This window comes from Pseudomonas corni, from assembly GCF_057128765.1.
On sequence record NZ_JBSKHW010000002.1, the window covers coordinates 596,798 to 615,228 of the forward strand.

At 58.1% G+C, this 18,431-nt stretch carries 12 protein-coding genes; 5 read left to right on the forward strand and 7 right to left on the reverse strand.

From position 1 onward, the window contains the following. Window positions 1-6: 6 nt before the first annotated feature. Window positions 7-1,959 (reverse strand): protease modulator HflK, encoded by a 1,953-nt coding sequence (gene hflK / locus ACWKV9_RS06425; protein ID WP_483835235.1) that lies wholly within the window; start codon window positions 1,957-1,959, stop codon window positions 7-9. A gap of 432 nt (window positions 1,960-2,391) precedes the next feature. Between hflK and lpdA the strand changes: the two genes are divergently transcribed. The 5 genes from lpdA (at window position 2,392) to ACWKV9_RS06450 (ending at window position 10,838) form a co-directional block, all read left to right on the forward strand. Further along, window positions 2,392-3,792: a dihydrolipoyl dehydrogenase gene (lpdA, locus tag ACWKV9_RS06430; RefSeq protein WP_483835236.1), complete on the forward strand. Its 1,401-nt coding sequence runs from the start codon at window positions 2,392-2,394 to the stop codon at window positions 3,790-3,792. A 267-nt stretch (window positions 3,793-4,059) separates the two neighbouring features. Then, window positions 4,060-5,679, forward strand: coding sequence for a glucan biosynthesis protein (locus ACWKV9_RS06435; protein WP_483835237.1), 1,620 nt, complete (start codon window positions 4,060-4,062; stop codon window positions 5,677-5,679). A gap of 533 nt (window positions 5,680-6,212) precedes the next feature. Continuing rightward, complete coding sequence (locus ACWKV9_RS06440; protein WP_483835238.1) at window positions 6,213-7,523, forward strand: hypothetical protein; 1,311 nt, start codon at window positions 6,213-6,215, stop codon at window positions 7,521-7,523. Continuing rightward, complete coding sequence (locus ACWKV9_RS06445) at window positions 7,520-8,833, forward strand: hypothetical protein (RefSeq protein WP_483835239.1); 1,314 nt, start codon at window positions 7,520-7,522, stop codon at window positions 8,831-8,833. The genes ACWKV9_RS06440 and ACWKV9_RS06445 overlap by 4 nt, the downstream gene beginning before the upstream one ends. 55 nt (window positions 8,834-8,888) lie before the next feature. Continuing rightward, the gene (locus ACWKV9_RS06450) at window positions 8,889-10,838 is read left to right on the forward strand and encodes an acyltransferase family protein (RefSeq protein WP_483835240.1); all 1,950 of its coding nucleotides are present in this window, start codon (window positions 8,889-8,891) and stop codon (window positions 10,836-10,838) included. 262 nt (window positions 10,839-11,100) lie between these two features. Here ACWKV9_RS06450 and ACWKV9_RS06455 read toward each other — a convergent pair whose 3' ends face one another. Genes ACWKV9_RS06455 through ACWKV9_RS06480 form a run of 6 tightly spaced genes read right to left on the reverse strand, consistent with a single transcriptional unit; the run spans window position 11,101 to window position 18,417 of the window. Continuing rightward, window positions 11,101-12,927 carry an FAD/NAD(P)-binding protein gene (locus ACWKV9_RS06455; protein ID WP_483835241.1) on the reverse strand — a complete coding sequence of 609 codons (1,827 nt, stop codon included), beginning with the start codon at window positions 12,925-12,927 and terminating at the stop codon, window positions 11,101-11,103. Continuing rightward, window positions 12,918-13,925 (reverse strand): 2,3-diaminopropionate biosynthesis protein SbnB, encoded by a 1,008-nt coding sequence (gene sbnB, locus ACWKV9_RS06460; protein ID WP_483835242.1) that lies wholly within the window; start codon window positions 13,923-13,925, stop codon window positions 12,918-12,920. The genes ACWKV9_RS06455 and sbnB overlap by 10 nt, the downstream gene beginning before the upstream one ends. Beyond that, a complete protein-coding gene (gene sbnA / locus ACWKV9_RS06465) occupies window positions 13,918-14,937 on the reverse strand; it encodes a 2,3-diaminopropionate biosynthesis protein SbnA (RefSeq protein WP_483835243.1) in 1,020 nt (339 codons plus the stop codon). The genes sbnB and sbnA overlap by 8 nt, the downstream gene beginning before the upstream one ends. 2 nt (window positions 14,938-14,939) lie before the next feature. Continuing rightward, entirely contained in the window at window positions 14,940-16,304 is a 1,365-nt protein-coding gene (locus tag ACWKV9_RS06470; RefSeq protein ID WP_483835244.1) for a SidA/IucD/PvdA family monooxygenase, read from the reverse strand. A gap of 47 nt (window positions 16,305-16,351) precedes the next feature. Next, complete coding sequence (locus ACWKV9_RS06475; RefSeq protein ID WP_483835245.1) at window positions 16,352-17,296, reverse strand: ABC transporter substrate-binding protein; 945 nt, start codon at window positions 17,294-17,296, stop codon at window positions 16,352-16,354. After that, complete coding sequence (locus ACWKV9_RS06480; RefSeq protein ID WP_483835246.1) at window positions 17,296-18,417, reverse strand: NAD(P)/FAD-dependent oxidoreductase; 1,122 nt, start codon at window positions 18,415-18,417, stop codon at window positions 17,296-17,298. Before ACWKV9_RS06480 ends, ACWKV9_RS06475 begins: the two co-directional genes overlap by 1 nt. Between the last annotated feature and the right edge of the window lie 14 nt (window positions 18,418-18,431).

Sequence of the window (18,431 nt, forward strand, 5' to 3'; positions counted from 1 at the left end):
GACTCCTTATTCAGCCGCTTTGCTGGGCGCCGTTGGGTCGGCCGGCAGTGTGAATGTGCGCAGATCAATGGTCGGCGGCGTGGTGCCGCCCAAACGGTGATCGATAACCAACAATTTGGCGTGCTGTAAGCCCTGGGTGAGCTGCGTCAGGTATTGCTCCAGCAGAAACGCCTGACCCGCTTTGGCATAAGCCTGGCGCTCGGCGCTAAAACGCAAATCTGCCGCTTGAGCGGTGGCCATGACTTCCCGTGAATCGGCAGCGGCCTGATCGTGGGCCATGCTGGCGTGCAGCTGCGCGACGTTGGATTGATCCGCTGCCGCACCGCGCTCCCGGGATATCAATGCCTGAGCACTGATCTGCGCCGCCTGCACAGCGTGATAGGCATTGGCTGCGCCTGCTGGGGGATGAATCGACTCCACCACCGTGGCGAGAATTTCCACCCCGCTGTCGAGTTTTTTCAGGTCACGCTGCACGGCATTGCCGATGTCGGCGGCCAAATCGGTTCGCTGTTCGCCGAGCAGCTCATCCAGCGTGCGCGAGGCGAAATCGTGAACCAGAATGCGGCTGGCGGTGCTGCGAATCAGGCTGACGACGTTGGCGCTGTTGTAGGTCGCGGCCATCGCCGCTTCGTCGGTCAAGCCGATGCGGTATACAAAGCGCACATCCATGTTGACGATCTGAAAGCTCTGCTTGTCGCCGGTACTGCTGGCGATCACTTGTGACTTGTCATTGACGTGGCTGGCGTCCCACAAGCGATTGGCGATGGCAGGCGGCGGACCTTCGGCTGGGTCCAGCACTTGCTCGGTAGCGCTGGCGTCCGACACGCTCGTAGCGAGTTCGTGTACCACGCCGTTTTCCACCGCCAGTACCCGACCAAATGGCCAAGGCAGACCAGCGTGCAGCCCTGGGCCCAGCACCTCGACCGGCTTGCCGAAGCGCTCATAAATGCCGCGCCCCTGCATGGGGATTTCATGGACGCCACTCAGCGCCCAGCCCAAAGCGACGATGACCGCCAGCACCGGCAGAAATGCCCGACGCATGTAGGTAAACGCCCAGATCTGGCGCAGATCGATGCCGAAGCGGTTGTGGAGTTCGTGTTGCAGCGCCATTAGCGGTTGAGGCGGCCAGCGCAACAAACCGGCGATGAAACTGCTGGCCATCAGGCGCGGCTCGACGCGTTCGTTACGCGGGCTGAACACCGACAAGATGGCGCGGATCAACAGTTCAAGCGCCACCAGACCCGGCAACAGGCCGATCAAAACGGCGAGGCGTGCAGGCCAGATGCGCTCGGAGGATGAGAAGAACAGGCACAGCGCGCCGATCAACAGGCTGCCGATAGCGACCCGCGTCAGGTGCGCGAGTTGATCTGCCTCGGGCCAGTTGGTCGCAGGCTCGTTGCTCAACTGCCGTTCCAGCACCAGCAAGCCGAATGCCATCAAGACTAATAGACCACCGACGATGTTGCCCGCCTGAGTCAGGTCGGTGCCTGGCAGCGAAGTGTTCCAGATCAGCTTGATACTGATCAGCGACAACAGCGCCCAACCGGCCAACCAGAACGTCGGCAGGCCAATCAGCGTCACCATCGACCCCCCTCGCCCGCCGATGCGCGCGAGCAGGCGGTCGTACCACCCGCTTTCTTCTTCAGGCGAGACGTTTTCGACGACCACCTCAGCGGGCGCAGGCAATGCAATGGCCTGCGCGCGCCACAGAGCGACAACTTGCGCCGACTGCAATCCTGCCGCGAGCACCAGAAAGCTCGCTGCCGAGTTGGTCAGCACCGCAGTCCACAGTGAATTGGGAGAGAACAGATCGACGAACAACGACACCACGAGCGCAAATACGCCCAGCCCGCCAATCAGATACGTCAGCCTTGCCAGACGTCGCGCATGAATCGAGGCGCGCTGAAACCGTGGCAAACCTTCCAGCGCAAAATCTTCACCATCCAGATCAACCCGCATCAATGCTCCAAAACCTGCTGAATGCTGTAGCCATCGGCTTACCTCTGCATGTGTGGCATTGCCTGAGTAACACGCCGAAACATAGTGGCTTGAGGGCGTTACGATATAACAAAAATGGTGAAATTTTCGTCGGGTTGCTGATATCAGAACCATTGAATTGTTGAGTCAGACAGGCAGCCGACAGGTTTAGGCGATGCCTGCATCGATACGTGGGAGCAGTGTCTGTAGGAGCCAACTTGTTGGCGAGCTCTTTTGACGCGGTATGCCTGATACAACGCCTCGCGAACAAGTTCGCTCCTACAGGTGCCTGACTCAACTCTTGCTCACAAAGATTACAGATGTAATTCTAATCATCGGATGATCTCTCCAGCCTTTTCCCCGAAGCGGTCTACGCTTCCCTCCATTGTCGATTTTTCCTACAGGAGCAGCTCAATGAGTAGCTATGACGTCGTAATTATCGGTGGCGGCCCAGGTGGCTATAACGCAGCCATCCACGCCGGGCAGCAGGGTTTGAAAGTCGCCTGTGTCGAGGGCCGAGAGACTTTGGGCGGCACATGCCTGAACGTCGGTTGCATTCCGTCCAAAGCGCTGCTGCATGCATCGGAGTTGTACGAAGCCGCCGTGGGGGACGAGTTCAAGAAGCTCGGAATCGAGGTCACTCCCACCCTGAACCTGGCGCAGATGATGGCGCAAAAAGGCGAGAGCGTGACTGCGCTGACTAAAGGCATCGAGTTTCTGTTTCGCAAGTACAAAGCCGACTGGATCAAGGGCTGGGGGCGGATTGCCGGGCCGGGCAAGGTGATCGTCAAGGATGCCCAGGGCGTCGAAACCGAACTGACGGCCAAAGACATCATCATCGCCACAGGCTCCGAGCCGACGCCGCTGCCCGGCGTCACCATCGACAACAAGCGCATTCTTGATTCAACTGGTGCGCTGTCGTTGAGCGAAGTGCCCAAGCATCTGGTGGTGATCGGCGCAGGGGTGATCGGGCTTGAATTAGGTTCGGTCTGGCGGCGTCTGGGAGCAAAGGTGACGGTGGTGGAGTTTCTGGATCACGTTGCTCACGGCACCGATCTGGAAGCCGGCAAAACGCTGCACCGCTCGCTATCGCGGCAGGGCATAGAGTTCAAACTCAGCTCAAAAGTCACCTCCGCGACGGCCAGCGACACAGGGGTCACTTTGACAGTGGAACCGGCTGCAGGTGGAGAACCTGAGACGATTGAAGTCGATTATGTGCTGGTCTCTATCGGCCGTCGGCCTGTCACCAAAGGGCTGGGGCTGGAAACCGTCGGACTGGAAGTCGACAAGCGCGGGGTGTTGGAGAACAAGGGCCATCGCACCTCCGTCGACGGCATCTGGGTGATCGGCGACGTGACCTCAGGCCCTATGCTGGCGCACAAGGCAGAAGACGAAGCGATGGTGTGCGTGGAGCGGATCGTCGGCAAAAAAGGCGAGCTCAATTACAACCTGATTCCCAACGTCATCTACACCCGACCAGAGTTGGCCAGCGTAGGTAAGACCGAGGAGCAGCTGAAAGCAGAGGGCCGGGCGTACAAGGTCGGAAAATTCCCCTTCAGCGCCAACAGCCGGGCGAAGGTCAATCACGAGACCGAAGGTTTCGCCAAAGTGCTGGCCGACGAGAAAACTGACGAGATTCTGGGAGTGCATCTTGTGGGGCCGAGCGTTAGCGAGATGATTGGCGAGTATTGCGTGGGCATGGAGTTCGCGGCGTCAGCGGAGGATATCGCCCTGACCAGCCATCCTCACCCGACTCGCTCCGAGGCCTTGCGGCAAGCAGCGATGGCAGTGGGTGGGCACACCACTCAGGCGTAAGCGCGCCGCGTCTGTAGGAGCCAACTTGTTGGCGAGGCCACTTACCCGCCGAATCCAAGGGTACGTCTCGCGAACAAGTTCGCTCCTACAGAGCTCATTCCCGCCTCAGTCACGTGCCTATTACCCTCTGAAACGATTTATTTCCTTAATTTGCGAACAAGACGCCGAGATTGTTATCTGTTTGTTGGTAATTTGCGTTCGGCAAGGATTGGGAAAGCGCACTTATTCGTGCAGGAAGGCACAGCATTTCTTCAGAGGCTTCACCTTATGAATCGCAGGAATCTCCTGAAAGCATCTATGGCATTGGCCGCTTATAGCGCGTTGCCAGCCTCTGGGCTTTACGCTGCTCGCGCATTAGCGGCAGCGGCAGATGGCGAAATCGAACACTTTGATTTCAAAACCCTGCAAGACAACGCCAAGCAACTGGCGGGCAAGCCCTACGTCAGCACCAAGCAAAACCTCCCGCCGACGCTGGCGAACATGACTCCCCAGCAATTCAACGCGATCAAGTACGACGCCGGGCATTCGCTGTGGAACGACGTCAAAGGCCAGCTAGACGTGCATTTCTTCCATGTCGGCGCGGGCTTCAAGACGCCAGTGCGCATGTACAGCGTTGATCCGGCGACCAAGCAGGCCCGGGAGGTGCATTTCCGTCCGGAGCTGTTCAACTACGAAGCCAGTGGCGTCGATAAGGCGCAGTTGAAAGGCGACTTGGGTTTCGCTGGCTTCAAGCTGTTCAAAGCGCCTGAAATCGCTATCAACGACATCCTGTCGTTCTTGGGCGCCAGCTACTTCCGCGCCATCGACAGCAACAAGCAATACGGCCTGTCGGCACGCGGTCTGGCGATCGATACCTACGCGAAAAAGCCTGAAGAATTCCCCGATTTCACCCAGTTCTGGTTCGAGAAACCGACCAAGGACGCCACCCGCTTCGTGGTCTACGCCCTGTTGGATTCGCCAAGCGCGACCGGTGCATACCGCTTCGATATCGATTGCCAGGCTGACCGCGTGGTAATGGATATTGACGCGCACATCAACGCCCGCGCCGACATCGAACAAATGGGTATCGCGACGATGACCAGCATGTTTAGTTGCGGCACTCATGAGCGGCGGATGTGCGACACCATTCACCCGGAAATCCATGACTCCGATCGCCTGGCCATGTGGCGCGGCAACGGCGAGTGGATCTGCCGTCCGCTGAACAATCCGGCCAAATTGCAATTCAATGCCTTCACCGACAAAGACCCGAAAGGTTTTGGTCTGGTGCAGACGGACCACGAATTCAAGACCTATCAGGACACCGTCGATTGGTATCACCGCCGTCCAAGCCTGTGGTGCGAACCGACCACGGCGTGGGGCGAAGGCTCGATTGATCTGCTGGAGCTATCCACAACCGGCGAGACGCTGGATAACATCGTCGCGTTCTGGAACCCGCGTGACCCGATCAAAGCCGGCATGTCGATGAACTTTGGCTACAAACTTTACTGGAGCCCTCTGCCCCCGGTCAGTTCGCCGCTGGCACAGGTCAATGCCACACGTTCAGGCATGGGCGGATTTATCGAAGGTTGGGCGCCGGGCGAGCATTACCCGGATGTCTGGGCACGCCGATTTGCTGTGGATTTCAAGGGCGGCGGCATCGACCGTTTACCAGAGGGTTCGAGCATCGAGCCAGTGGTCACGGTTTCCAACGGCAAGGTCCAGGATTTCAATGTGCTGGCGCTGCCGGACATTAAAGGCTTCCGGGTGACGTTCGATTGGTATCCAACCAGCGACGGCGTAGATCCTGTGGAGATGCGCATGTTCATCAAGACCGGCGACCGCACACTGAGTGAAACCTGGCTGTACCAGTACTTCCCGCCTGCTCCGGAAAAGCGTCGGTATACCTGATAAACCGCAATCTGTAGGAGCGCGCTTGCCCGCGAAGACGTCGGTACACACGACGTAGTTTTTGCGGCAAAAAAGCATCGCGGGCAAGCGCGCTCCTACAGGTTCAATCGAATCATTACATTAGATCTGTAACAAAACTGAGTCATAGCCAATCTCTAAATCCCCTCCCCGCCCCTCCTATTTACTAGCGTCAAATTTTCATCCTCCAATTAATTCAATAAGTTACGAGCGCATGATTTAAACACCCCGATCATGTGTCCGAAATTTTGACTAATTGATTGACAGCCCTCGCGTCTGAGGCTGATATATCCCTGTCACGCCGTTAAGAAGAAGCCTTTCTGGCTGCCCTTAAGCACTACGGCATTCTCGACATACCGCACTTTTTATCCTGATCGACAGCTTCGCGCTGAGTCGATTGGCGGTAGCTTTGCGCCGCGATATCTGCCTCAGGGATTGAACTGCAACCACGCAGAACCGGCAATTCCTTCTATTCGGTCATTTCAGCAATTCGAGCGCTCCAGAGGGGCTGCACCATGATGTCGAACTCCGCCACTTACATCCCATACGTCGATAAGCCGTCGATCATGTCGTTCAACAAGTCGACAGTGATCGTCTGGACCGCCATCAGCTTGATCGTGATCGAGACGTTCTCCGGAGCCCTGCGCTTCTACCTGGACAAGGCTGGCATTTCCGCCGTCCTCTACGGGCCGAAAGTCCTGTGCTGCCTGTTGTTCCTGCTGGAGCTGCGCACTCTTAAAACCAGCAAGGGTGTCTGGCTGGGTTTGATCGCGCTGGTGCTTTACGCTCTTGTCGCCATGTTGCACGGCGCCGGGATTTCCAACATTGGTTTCAGCCTGTTCGGGATCTGCCCGATCCTGTTTGGCATGGTCTGCAGCGAGCAACTGTTGCACCGCAAACGCTTGCTGCTGTGGGGCGTCGCTTTTTGCCTGCTGGCGTCCTTGGGCGGTATCGCGCTGGACAAGTTGATCTCGGTGCCCTGGAAAGGCTACAGCTACACCTTGGGTGAGACCGAGCTAAGCGGCAACACCGCATGGGCGGTGGACGAGGCGGACCGTATCGCCGGTTTTGCCCGAGTCTCCAACGTGCTGTCGATCAACCTGGCCATCGGCGCCCTGTTCGTCCTGATGTTCATGCGCTCCAAATTGCTGATGATCGCCCTGTGTGGCGTCACCGCCGTGGCGATTGTGATGACCACCAGCAAGGCGCCCGCTGCCGGCTTCGTCTGCACACTGGGCCTGTTGATGATCTTGCGCTTTCACTGGTCGGCTCGCGTGGTCATGACCATCGCCGTGCTGATGGGAATGTTACTGCCGCTGATTGGCTTGACCGTCGATTTCAATGCAGGGCTTGCCAGCAGCGGGGCGCTGTCGTCCATGTATGACCGGTTGATAAACACATGGCCCAACATGGCCCATGGCCTTATGGACGAAGGCTGGGAGGTGACCGGAGCTGGTCTTGGCGCCTACGGCAGCACCATCGCGCTGTTCCCGATCCCTGGCGTTCCGGCGTTGGCCTCGGACAACACCGCCATGTACCTGTGGGGCATGTTCGGCATGTTCGGGCTGCTGCTGTTCGCGCTGCAGATTCCAATGTTCATTGCCTTGGGTAATGACATCACTCGAGCTGGGCGCGCATTGCTGGCGATCTGTTTCTGCTGCCTGCTGACCGGCTGGACCACCGACATGCTGGAAGTCGCCACGGCAAACCTGTTTCTGGGGATGGCCATGGGTCATGTCCTGGCGGGAAACCTCACTGTGCGCCGCGTGAAATCCACAGCCAGTGGAGCGCAGCATTTCTTCCCCCTAGTACCCAAACTTCAGTGAGAGCATTGGCGATGAAGTCCAGCCGTACGCTTGCTGCCGTTTTACCCTTGTTCGGCGCGTTGCTGTGCAATCAGGTGTCGGCAAATGAGCCTTTCATTGTGGGCATTGGTACGCACCTGATGAACTTCGAAGCCTCGCCGCGCAAGCCGCTGGAGCTGGCCGCGCAAGCGTGTATCACGGCGCTCAAGGATGATGCGTTCTGGTCAACGGCGGAACCTGCCCCTAACCAGCTGCGAATCGTGCCGCAATGGCGCACTTATCTGGATACTGCGACCGCGCTGAACCTGACCCGATTGACGATTCTGGACTACAGCACCTTCTTCCACGACAACGCCAAACCCCGCGAAGGCAAGGTCAAGGCGGCGTACCTGAAGTACGTGGATTACGTCACCAGCCAGTTAGGCAACAAGGTCAATTACTACGAAATCTGGAACGAATGGGATCTGGAAGCCCCAAAGGACGCCAAGCTGGCGGCCGATTATGCGGCGTTGGTACGCGACGCGGTGCCGTTGATCCGCAAGCACACGGTGGGACAAAACGGCACGCCCGCGAAAATCCTGGCCGGCTCTATTACGCCTGAAGGCATGGACTTCGGGTTTGCCGATCACCTGATCGATGCCGGTATGCTCGATCTGGTCGACGGCCTGTCCGTGCACCCTTATGCACACTGTGCTGGCGGTGGGCAAAACAACCCCGAAAGCTGGGTCAACTGGATGCGTCAGTACGAGCGCCATATCCGTGCCAAAGCCGGGCGCGACGTACCGATCTACCTCACCGAGATGGCCTGGCCGAGCCACACCGGCGCCTGCGGCAACACGCCTGATACTCAGGCGGCGTATATGGCCCGAATCATGTTCTTTGCTCGCACGATTCCCAACATCAAAGGCATGTGGTGGTACGACCTGATCAACGACGGGCCTGATCGCACGGATCAAGAGCACAACTTCGGCCTGCTCAACGAAGATCTGTCACCCAAGCCCGCCTACAACGTGCTGAAAGTAATCAGCCCATTCATCAAAGATTTCACCTACGAGCCGGCCTTGAGCGTTTGGGAAAACAACCTGTATCTGCTGCATTTCAACAAGGGCGGCGAGCAGATCGTCGTTGCTTGGTCCGGTGGTAAAACCAGTGAAAAAACGCTGACGACGACTACCGAGCAAACCGGTGCGATCACGCTCATCGATACTGCTCAGCCGCAAAAGGGCTGGTTCTCGGGCGACAAGACCTGGACGTGCCAGGCGCAGCAATGCTCGACAGCGGTGACGCTGACCAACTTTCCGAAAATCATCCGTTTAAGTGCAGCTAACTGAACCTGTGCTCTCACGCGGCTGATTTCCACATCATCACGTCATTCGAAGAATCGCCATGGACTTCAGAAAAGACATCAATGGACTAAGGGCCATCGCGGTCATCGCCGTGGTGCTGTTTCACTTCAACCCTGGCTGGCTGCCGGGCGGTTTTTCGGGTGTCGATATTTTCTTTGTGATCTCGGGTTATCTGATCACCGGGATTCTGTTTCGGAGCCTGGAAAAAGACAGCCTGAGCCTGGTCGGCTTCTACAAGTCCCGCGCGCGGCGGATCATTCCAGCCCTCGCCGCCATGTGCTGCGTATTGCTGGTGCTGGGCTGGTTTTACCTGTTGCCGCTGGAGTACAGCGAGCTGGGCAAACACGTCGCCGCGAGCCTGGGGTTTTATTCCAACTTCACCTATTGGTCTGAAGCGGGATATTTCACCGCCAGCGCTCACGAGAAATGGCTGCTGCACACATGGTCGCTGTCAGTGGAGTGGCAGTTCTACATGCTCTACCCCATCGTGTTGCTGGGGTTAAGCAAAGTTTTAGCCCTGCGGCATCTGCGCTGGATCGTGATGGCGGCCTGTGTAGCGGGCTTTGCTTTCTGTGTGGTGACGTCGATCAAATGGCCCGAGCCTGCGTTCTATCTACTCCCCGCCCGTGCGTGGGAGTTGCTACTGGGGGGCGTTGCGTGTCTGTTTCCAATCAAACTTGGTCGCACCGGACAGCGTCTGCTGGAAGCCACCGGCCTGGCACTGATGGCAGCCAGTTTCGCCCTGTTGTCGGAGCGCGTCGTGTGGCCGGGTTATCTGGCGCTGATGCCGGTGCTTGGTACGTTTGCAATTATCGTGGCAGGCCGGCAGGACTCTATTGCGACCAACAATCGGTTCTCGCAATGGACGGGCAAGCTTTCGTATTCGCTGTACCTGTGGCACTGGCCGGTCGTAGTGTTTATGAGCTATGCCGGTTATCTCGGTAATCCACGTAATGCACTGCTGGGGATCGTCGCGGCGTTCGCTCTGGCGCAGTTGTCGTATTCGCTGATCGAGAAGACACCAGCCAAAAAGGCGCCGGTCAGGCCTTGGAAATTTGCTTCGGTCAGCGCACTGATTGCATTGGTTTTCGTTGGCGGCACTGCGGTTAACGCCACGGACGGTGCGGTGTCTTCGTTGCGGGCGGTGAGCATCTCAGACAAGGCGCGCTTCGTTCAGGATTACGCGAACCGGCAGAAGGATCTCTACGAAAACTACTGGCTCAAGTGCGATGCGTTTTCGGCGTTCACTGAACGCGGCCAGTCGGGGATCGACGATTCCTGCACGCGCAGACAGGGCGAGGGCGGCGTGTTTCTCTGGGGTGACTCACATGCTCAGGCGCTGTCTTTGGGCCTGAGGACGCTACTGGCAAAAGGGACTCCGTTCTATCAGGTCGCGTCAGCCGGTTGCCGGCCTAGTCTGACCCAAGACCCAGGCCGCAATACGCCACCGAGGATGACCTGCAACTATTCCAACGCCACTGCGCTGAAATCCATTGCCGCGCTGCAACCCGAAGTGGTGGTGATCGCACAGAAGGACGAGCACGACAAAACTCAATGGAATGAACTCGCCGCGCGACTCAAGGAGCTGGGCGTCAAGCGCGTTGTATTGATGGGGCCGTTGCCGCAATGGAGTCCTTCACTCCCCAGCGTGATCGCCAACCGTCATTGGGGCGATGAAAATTCCCACATCACCGACGCTGCGATGGACGCTGGGTTGATCGCCACCGACCGTGCGACACGAAACATGATCAATCCACAGGTGGTGGATTTCGTCTCGCTGATCGACGGACTGTGTGTTGCCAATTCGTGCCTGGTGCGCTTGCAGGATGACCATTCGCTGCTGCAGATCGACTCAGGTCATCTCAGCTCGGCGGGGTCGCTGTACATCGTGAAAAACTACCTGATGCCCGAACTACGTAAGCAAAATGCAGCGCTGGTTGGCACCCGGATGACCGGCGCCGAAATCAGCGCGGCGATTGGGCCGTATTGAGTTTGATCAACAGATGTAACACTCGGCGTTTCTGCCTCTGGCCGCAGGCCGTAGGAGCCTGGCTTGCCGGCGATGGGGTGCGCAGCGGCCCTGAATCAGCCGCCTCGATTACGCCAGGTGCACCGCTTTACTACCGCTTCGCGGCAGATCGTCAGCAAGCTGGACTCCTACGGCCTCCGGCCAGAAGCAAAGGCAATACTTCCTCGCCATTACCCCTTTTCCCCTGCCCGCCTGATTTTGTCAGTGCGGGTTTTTTTTGGTGTCAGGCGAATGCCCGTTCGGCTTTGGGCAACTCGGGTTCGATGTCCGGCATACTTTCATTGCTTATCCCAAGCACTTCGCGGGCAATGCGATCGGCGTCGACGAAAGCACGCGAATAGCTGCCGGTTGAGGGAACGTAATGGTTGTAATACGTCGCGCCTTCGACGATAGGACCCGTTATCCACAGATTGGGCTGTGCCCTGCCATTACTGTCCACTCGCAGGCCATCCCCTTCGTCGGTGAGACTGTGGATAACACCAGCCGAGCGAAGCCATTTGATCAATATCGGCTGAGTGCCAACACTTCGGTTATCACTGACATGTGCCAGCACGACCGCATCCAGAAAACGGGGACTTGCGTTATCCACAGGCAAGATTCGAACAGCGTGATCCTCACCGCGCTCAACCCTCGAGCCATGAATCCACTGCAACACCCCCGCCTTAGCCAATGCCAACAACTCCTGATGCCGCTCTTTTTGCGGCCCCGCCACCATACGATTGACCAAAGGGGCATATTGGCTGAAAAACACGCGGTGAGATTCAGCCGCCAGGCCACTGTTATCCACAATCCGACGCAATTGTTCTCGGCAGCTACGCCAAACCTCAAGAGCCGCCTTGATGGGGCTATGGTCCAAATCAAGCACGCTTTCATGCAAATCCTGCCGGATAAACGCGCACACCCAGTCTTGATAATCTTCGACGGGGACTTTTATCCCCAAGGGATCGAAAACACTGCATTCCAACGGCATTACGTCAAAGCGCTGCGCTAATTCAACTGCTTTGGACTCAGCGGCGCCGAACCGGAACGCCTGAGTGACTTCCTCCTTGATGGCCTGCGCCGACTCACCTTGAAGTTGAGCCACCATGCCGAAGTACTCAGCGAACATTTCGGCTTTGATCAACGGCAAAACCTGCGCTTGGAAATCCAGACCGCTTGGGTTTTCAGCACGCAGCCTGCTGACCGCTTCCAGGGTAAAAATCAACGCAGGAGAGCCCAGGCGGTGTTCGCGTATGTCTGGACGGGTTCGATAAGGCAGACCGCTTCGAGAATACATGAACAGCTTGGGCTCACTGCCAGAAGGCTCATAGCGCAAACCCGCCCCCTCAACGACAAAGCGACCCCCTCGGCCAACCGTCAGACCGGACACCACATCCATCGCGCAGAGTCCCAGCCCTTCAACCCCCACTAGGTCCCCGGCAGCAATCTCATCAAACGCCTTGGGCTGTGGATAAGGGAGCAGCACCTTCGTGGCTCGTGCACGGTTATCCACAAAAGTGCGAGAACTCGCATGGCCTACGGTCAGCACCAGAGCATCCACTGAGATAGATTCTTGGTGAGAACCATTCAGGACAAAACCGCCAAGATCCATTCGAGTAATGTTATCCACAGCCTGACGGTGATGATGCACCCGCACGTGAGCAGGCAATCCCTGCGTTACCGTGTCAAAAGTCCAGGCCAGGTATTCCCCCAGCCATTGCCGAGGCAGGAATTCGTTAGCCCGCACAGTTCGGCCTGAAGATTTGTAACGCAGACACCACTGAAAGAAATCCGGCCCCTCTCGCCCCTCCTGCCCATCCAGCGCCGCGCGGTCCGGAAACATTGAAATCTGCGACGCTACGGTGTTGAGCATCAGATACTCCGGCTGCTCAACCGAATGCACTCCCGGCCCAGGCGTCTGTGGCTCATAAACATGGATATCCACAGGCGTATCGCCACGGCTGGCCAATGCGCAAAGTCGCTCAAGCACCGTCAGCCCGCGAGAGCCACAGCCGACGATTGCGATGCTGATTGCAGTGTCTGGGGTTGACGCGTACCCAGTTAGCTCCATCGCAACGTCTCCCCGAAGAAGCCATCAATAGCCACAGCGCGCGATTGACCGAGGGCGGTGTCGACGATGAATTTGCTCAACGCAAGGTCCAGCACACCAAGACCAAACGGCGAGAAGATCGCCGGTCTGCTGTCATCGAGTTTGAATTCGCCCCGGATCAGCGCCGCCAGTGTTCCGTTCATGAACGCCCGGTTTCCAGAGAGCTGCTCGGTCAGGTGCGGCGACGTATTGGCCTTCATGCAGTGCTCGACGTCATCGCAAACGTTGTCGGCCAGCAGCAGCAGTTCCGGGGCGATATCGCGCAGGGAGATGTTCAACACCACTTGCCCGGCACGAAATTTCTTCGGTGATTTAACGTATGGCTCGCCAGCCGTTGTCGCAAAAATCACCAGATCCGCCGCTAGCGCTTCATCCAGCGTTCCCACACGGGCTGTGCATAAGTCCGTTTGCTCGACGTACTGAGTCAACGCGTTCGCAGATGCAGCGTCGAAATCGTGCACCACTGCCTGCTCGATGCCCCAGCCCTCTACTGCCAGCATGCGCGCGATGTTCCGGGCGATAACCCCGGCGCCGATAAATCCTACGCTCGCCGCTTTGCGCGACTGACGATTGAGCCAGTAAGCCCCCGACACCGCAGACGCCGCAGTTCTAACAGCGCTAATTTGCGCGCCTTCCAGGCAAGCGTAGGGATAACCCGTGTCGCGATCGTTGAGAATCACCACCGCCGATGCTCGGGGTTTGTGCTGCGCGACATTGCCGGGAAAACTGGAAATCCACTTGATCCCCGCCACCGCATCCTTTCCGTCCAGCGCCGCCGGCAGCGCAATGATGCGGTCGGCAGGTTGCTGGGGAAAACGCAGAAAATAGCTGTCCGGGTTGATGGTTTGCCCAGCATGATGCTGTAAGTAGACCTGCTCCACGCGGTCGACCATGCTGCTCAGATAGGTTTCCAGGATGTCGTTGATCACAGCGCCAGGAATGACATGAAAGTCAGACATTCAGTTCTTCCCCCTCGAAGGTGTGCACGTAGGACTTGAGGTATTTGCCGATGGGCTGGGAATTGAGCGCGGACAGTTCGGCCAGCCCGAATTTCTGCATGATCCACTCATCGTTGTAGATCGTGTCCAGGTAGCGCTCGCCCGCGTCCGGCGAGATGGCAACTACCACCGCATCACGGGGGATGCCCAACGACGGAGCGGCGAGGCCAGCAACGACGGTCCCTGTTGAGCCTCCTGACAACACGCCATTGGATTTCGCCAGCCAGCGACACATGGCGATCGTCGCGCGCTCGTCCACTACTTGCTGTTTGAACAGGTGCCCTGGGCGGAAGATTGGTGGCATCTGGCTAGAACCAAGTCCCGGAATGAAGCGCTTACCCGGCGCCTGGCCGAAGGTAACGGAACCTAGACTGTCGACCGCGATGATCTTGGTGCGCGGCGAGTGCTTGCGGAAATACTGCACGCAGCCCATTAACGTGCCGGTGGTGCCAGCGCCGATCACCAGATAATCCAACGCGGGAAAGGCGATGTGAATCGAGCGCGCGGTGGTCATTTCATGGGTGCGCGCGTTGGCCGGATTGCTGTACTGGTTGAGCCACAGATAGCGCGGATCACGGGCGACGGTGTCGCGGATGTGGCGAATGCGCGTGCCCAGATAACCGTCGTTGTCATCGCGTTCGGTGACGATCACGATCTGCGCGCCGAAGGCTTCCATCATCTTGATGTTGTGCAGATTCGTATTGGGGTCGACCACGCAGCAGAACTTGTAGCCGCGCTCGGCACAAATCATCGCCAGCGCCACGCCAAGGTTGCCGGAGGACGACTCGATCAGCACCGTGTCCTTGTGGATAAGTCGGCGTTCCGCGTAGGAGTTGATCAGGCCAATCGCGGTTTTCATTTTGATCGAACCGGCTGGATTGCAGGACTCAAGCTTCAAGTGCAGGTTTTCGAAGCCCAGACCCTTGAGCCGCACGAAGTTTGAATCACCGACGATGTGTGAAATGAAGTTCATGGTCAGGCCTCCACACGGGTGGGCTGATGAAGCCTTGAAACCCGAGCGGGGTGGGTCAATACGTTGGCCGCCGTGCGCGGCTGCGATGCCAGGAGAGCGTCGGTCAATTGTTGGGCCCTTAGCGCCAGCATTGAAAACGACTGGGCGTCGCTGATGCCGTGGGTTTTTTCGGAGGTGCCGTTGGCGAAAATGTGCACGCCTTCGCTGTTCTGCAGACCGACACGGTAACGACGATCCACCTCCAGCGCGCCGTCGTCATCGCGCAGCAACCAGGGTTGAAGCAGGGTCAACAGCGGCGGGACCGGGAGCTGTTCGTAGCCAGTGCCTAGAACGATTCCATCCACATAAAGCGTGGTCTCAAGACCGGTATTGCTATCGCGCAGCAGTACCGAATAAGCGCCACCAACTTTTTCCACAGAAACGACGCTGGACCATGTATGCAGGTTCAGGCGCTGGTGTCCGCTGACCTCCCCTTCGTACATGAATGAGTACAACGCCTGACTCTCGTCGGCATCGATGCCTGCGTAATTGGTCGAACGAATCTCGTCGAACACCTTGGTCCGGCGCGCAGGTTCCAGTTCATAGAAGTAATCCACATGCTCCGGCAGGAACGCCATGTTGGGAAATTGGCCCAGCTGGCCGATACGAAACCCAACGCCGCGATGCACCGAATGCACCTGAGTTGTCGGCGCCGCACCGAGCAAATGCGCGACGGCCTCACCGGCGCTTTGACCAGAACCCAGCACCAGCCAGCGTTGGGCAATCGGGCCACCACCCAAGTGGACGTTCTTGAGGTATTGCGAGGTGTGAAACACACGCCCGCCCAAGTGCGGGTCGAACACCTCAGGGATGCGCGGAAGGCTGCCGTGAGAAAGAATCAGCCTGCGCGTGCGATAAGTCCCCTGCGCGGTAACGAGATCCACCGCGCGCAGGATGCCGTTTTCGGTCACAGGCAGTATTTCGGTGACGCCTTCGTCGTAAGACACGTACTCCTTGAGCTGTGCGGCCACCCAGGAAATGTAGTCGGACCATTCAACACGGCTGGCAGGGCGCCCCAAGAGCCCGAATTTGTACAGCCGGCCCTTTTCCTTCAAGTACATGGCGAAGGAGAATCGGCTGCGAGGATTGCGCGGCGTTACCAGGTCGCGAAAGACGTGGTGATTGATGTCAGTTCCGGCTAGCAGGAAGGCGCCGTGCCAAGTCGAGTCGCAGCCTTTTTCGAAGAAACGCACATGCTGATACGGCTTTTTACCGCTGTCTTCGGCTTCGTCTTCCAGTGCGCAGGCCAACGCGATACCTGCCGGGCCAAAGCCGACTGATGCGACGTCCAGGTCGTTGTGAAAACCGTCGGTTTCAAACTGATTCATAGTGATGCTTCCTGAAAGATTGAAAGGCTGAGCCTGGCGAGTGGGAGTTATCCACAGAGCAATCGCCGCTCATGGGCGAGATCGTCGGCGTATACCCACAGCGAAACCCGGGCGCGATCGTTTTCCCCATTGGTAAAGCTGATGGGGCCGGCAGGTGTGGAAAAGTGTTGGAATCTGAGGGCGTTTAGCAGGCCCTTAGGTTGTTGTGCGGCGCGGTCCACCAACGCAAAAGCAGCCATCGTTTCGATGGCATAGACAGGAGCTTGCTCGCCATAGAGCCGCTGATAGGCGCGGTCGGCAAAGTGGGCTTCAGGCAGATCGCTGGCGATTGGAAAACTGACCACGTACACCGTGCCGATCCGATCAACACCACTGACCAAAGCGGGAGACGCGGCGTCATCGGTAAAGAAAAGTGGCAGCTGGCACCCTGACGCGCGGCGCTCGCGCAAAAACCGGTGGCTGGATTTCAAACGTCCGCAAAACACCAGTGCATCGGCTTTCTCGGGATCGTCAACGAGGGTTGTGGATAAGTTATTGGCCTTTTTGAGCTCATGCAGTTGCTGCTGACCGTGCAAGCTCATGTCTGCAAAAAGCGCCAGTCGCTGTAGCCCTTGGTTGTGAGCAAACTCAAGCAGTCGCTGCGCAAGCACTCGATCAGACGCACACACGCGAAACGTCGTACTCCCGTCTTCGGTGAGCGCGGCACAGGTCGACGCGGGCAGAATCAGCGGAATTCCGGCCTGTGCATAAGTTTCCACAACCGCGGCGGCAGACTCCGACGCAAAGTGGCCGATGACCGCGTCCACTTTCTCCTGAATGAACAACTGTGCTGCCGCCCTGCCGCCCTCAGCGCTGGCTTTGTCGTCGAAGTAAAAATGACGGGATCGGCGCACGTTCTCGAACAGATGCGATGACAAGTAAACGCCGCGCAAAAAGCTTCTGGCGTGCAAGGTGGTGCCCACCTCCAACGCAGCACAAATCCCCAGGCGCATCACGACAGCACCGCCGATTCAAAGCGCGTGGGTCGATAGGCTTCCATCATCGACCGGTGGGTGGCATCAACCTGCAACCCGGCCATTTGCCCGCCAAGCTCGGTCGCCAGCAACTCCGCCACGCTGGGCGCCATTTTGAAGCCGATGCCACAAAAGCCGGTGGCGAGATAAATGTGACTGTCGGGATATGAGCGGCCAATCAGCGGACAGCCGTCATCGGTGTAGGCATCGCTGGCAATCTTGGTCACCACGGGCAGGCTGTGGGCTCCGTAACCCAGGCGAGCCATGCGCGCCATCACGTCCTGTTCATTGTCCATAAGCGCCAGGTTCAATTCGCTGGCATGTTCGGCCCGATTACGACGCTGCCCTCCCGCTTGGGCCAGATGACGACCCAATGGCAAAACGTAAGTGTTCAGGGTGTGCGCGATGATCGGCATGCTCGGCGCTTGATCGCAGCCGAATCGAGTAAACGGAATCGTCCGCGCATGAACGGCGTGGGCAGGTCTTGCCAGCGACCCACTGGCGCCACAGGCGTCTACTACCCACGTCGCTTCCAGACACAAAGCGCCAGCATAGACTTTGACGTGACCATCGCCTTCTTCGCAGTGGTCAACGGCCAGGTTGTCCAGCAGCAGCCCCTTTTCGCCCACATAACGGCACAGGTTGAGAACGCTGATTCGGGCGTCGACGATGCCGCCATTTCGCTCGATCAGTAGGCACTCACCCGCGCAATATGGGGCGAAACGCCCGTTATCCAGCGAATCAACCGAGGCATGCATTTCCACATTCAAAGCGCTCTCGCTACCCATGGCATCGAGGTAAGCACCGCAGACTTCGGTGTTGGCAATGTAAGCAACGCCGGTACGCTTCATCGATTGCTGGAAGGTGGCATGCACAATCCCGGTGCCATCTGCGTGCGCGCCCTTGGCCGTCAACGGCCGTAATGCCGGATCGAGCTCAAGGCCACGAACGATGCCGCCGGTGTAGCGAGTCGCGCCTTGTCCGGCGCCGATGCCCTTTTCCAGTAGCGCGACATCCAGTCCGTTCTCTACCAGCGCCGCCGCAATCGAGGCGCCCATGACGCCGGCACCGATGACGATCACATCGAATGAAGTTTTCATCGTCGCGCACTCCC

Excerpts from the sequence above, each read along its gene's own strand:
- hflK (WP_483835235.1), bottom strand. The coding sequence starts at position 1,959 with ATGCGGGTTGATCTGGATGGTGAAGATTTTGCGCTGGAAGGTTTGCCA.
- lpdA (WP_483835236.1), top strand. The coding sequence starts at position 2,392 with ATGAGTAGCTATGACGTCGTAATTATCGGTGGCGGCCCAGGTGGCTAT.
- ACWKV9_RS06435 (WP_483835237.1), top strand. The coding sequence starts at position 4,060 with ATGAATCGCAGGAATCTCCTGAAAGCATCTATGGCATTGGCCGCTTAT.
- ACWKV9_RS06440 (WP_483835238.1), top strand. The coding sequence starts at position 6,213 with ATGATGTCGAACTCCGCCACTTACATCCCATACGTCGATAAGCCGTCG.
- ACWKV9_RS06450 (WP_483835240.1), top strand. The coding sequence starts at position 8,889 with ATGGACTTCAGAAAAGACATCAATGGACTAAGGGCCATCGCGGTCATC.
- ACWKV9_RS06455 (WP_483835241.1), bottom strand. The coding sequence starts at position 12,927 with ATGGAGCTAACTGGGTACGCGTCAACCCCAGACACTGCAATCAGCATC.
- sbnB (WP_483835242.1), bottom strand. The coding sequence starts at position 13,925 with ATGTCTGACTTTCATGTCATTCCTGGCGCTGTGATCAACGACATCCTG.
- sbnA (WP_483835243.1), bottom strand. The coding sequence starts at position 14,937 with ATGAACTTCATTTCACACATCGTCGGTGATTCAAACTTCGTGCGGCTC.
- ACWKV9_RS06470 (WP_483835244.1), bottom strand. The coding sequence starts at position 16,304 with ATGAATCAGTTTGAAACCGACGGTTTTCACAACGACCTGGACGTCGCA.
- ACWKV9_RS06475 (WP_483835245.1), bottom strand. The coding sequence starts at position 17,296 with ATGCGCCTGGGGATTTGTGCTGCGTTGGAGGTGGGCACCACCTTGCAC.
- ACWKV9_RS06480 (WP_483835246.1), bottom strand. The coding sequence starts at position 18,417 with ATGAAAACTTCATTCGATGTGATCGTCATCGGTGCCGGCGTCATGGGC.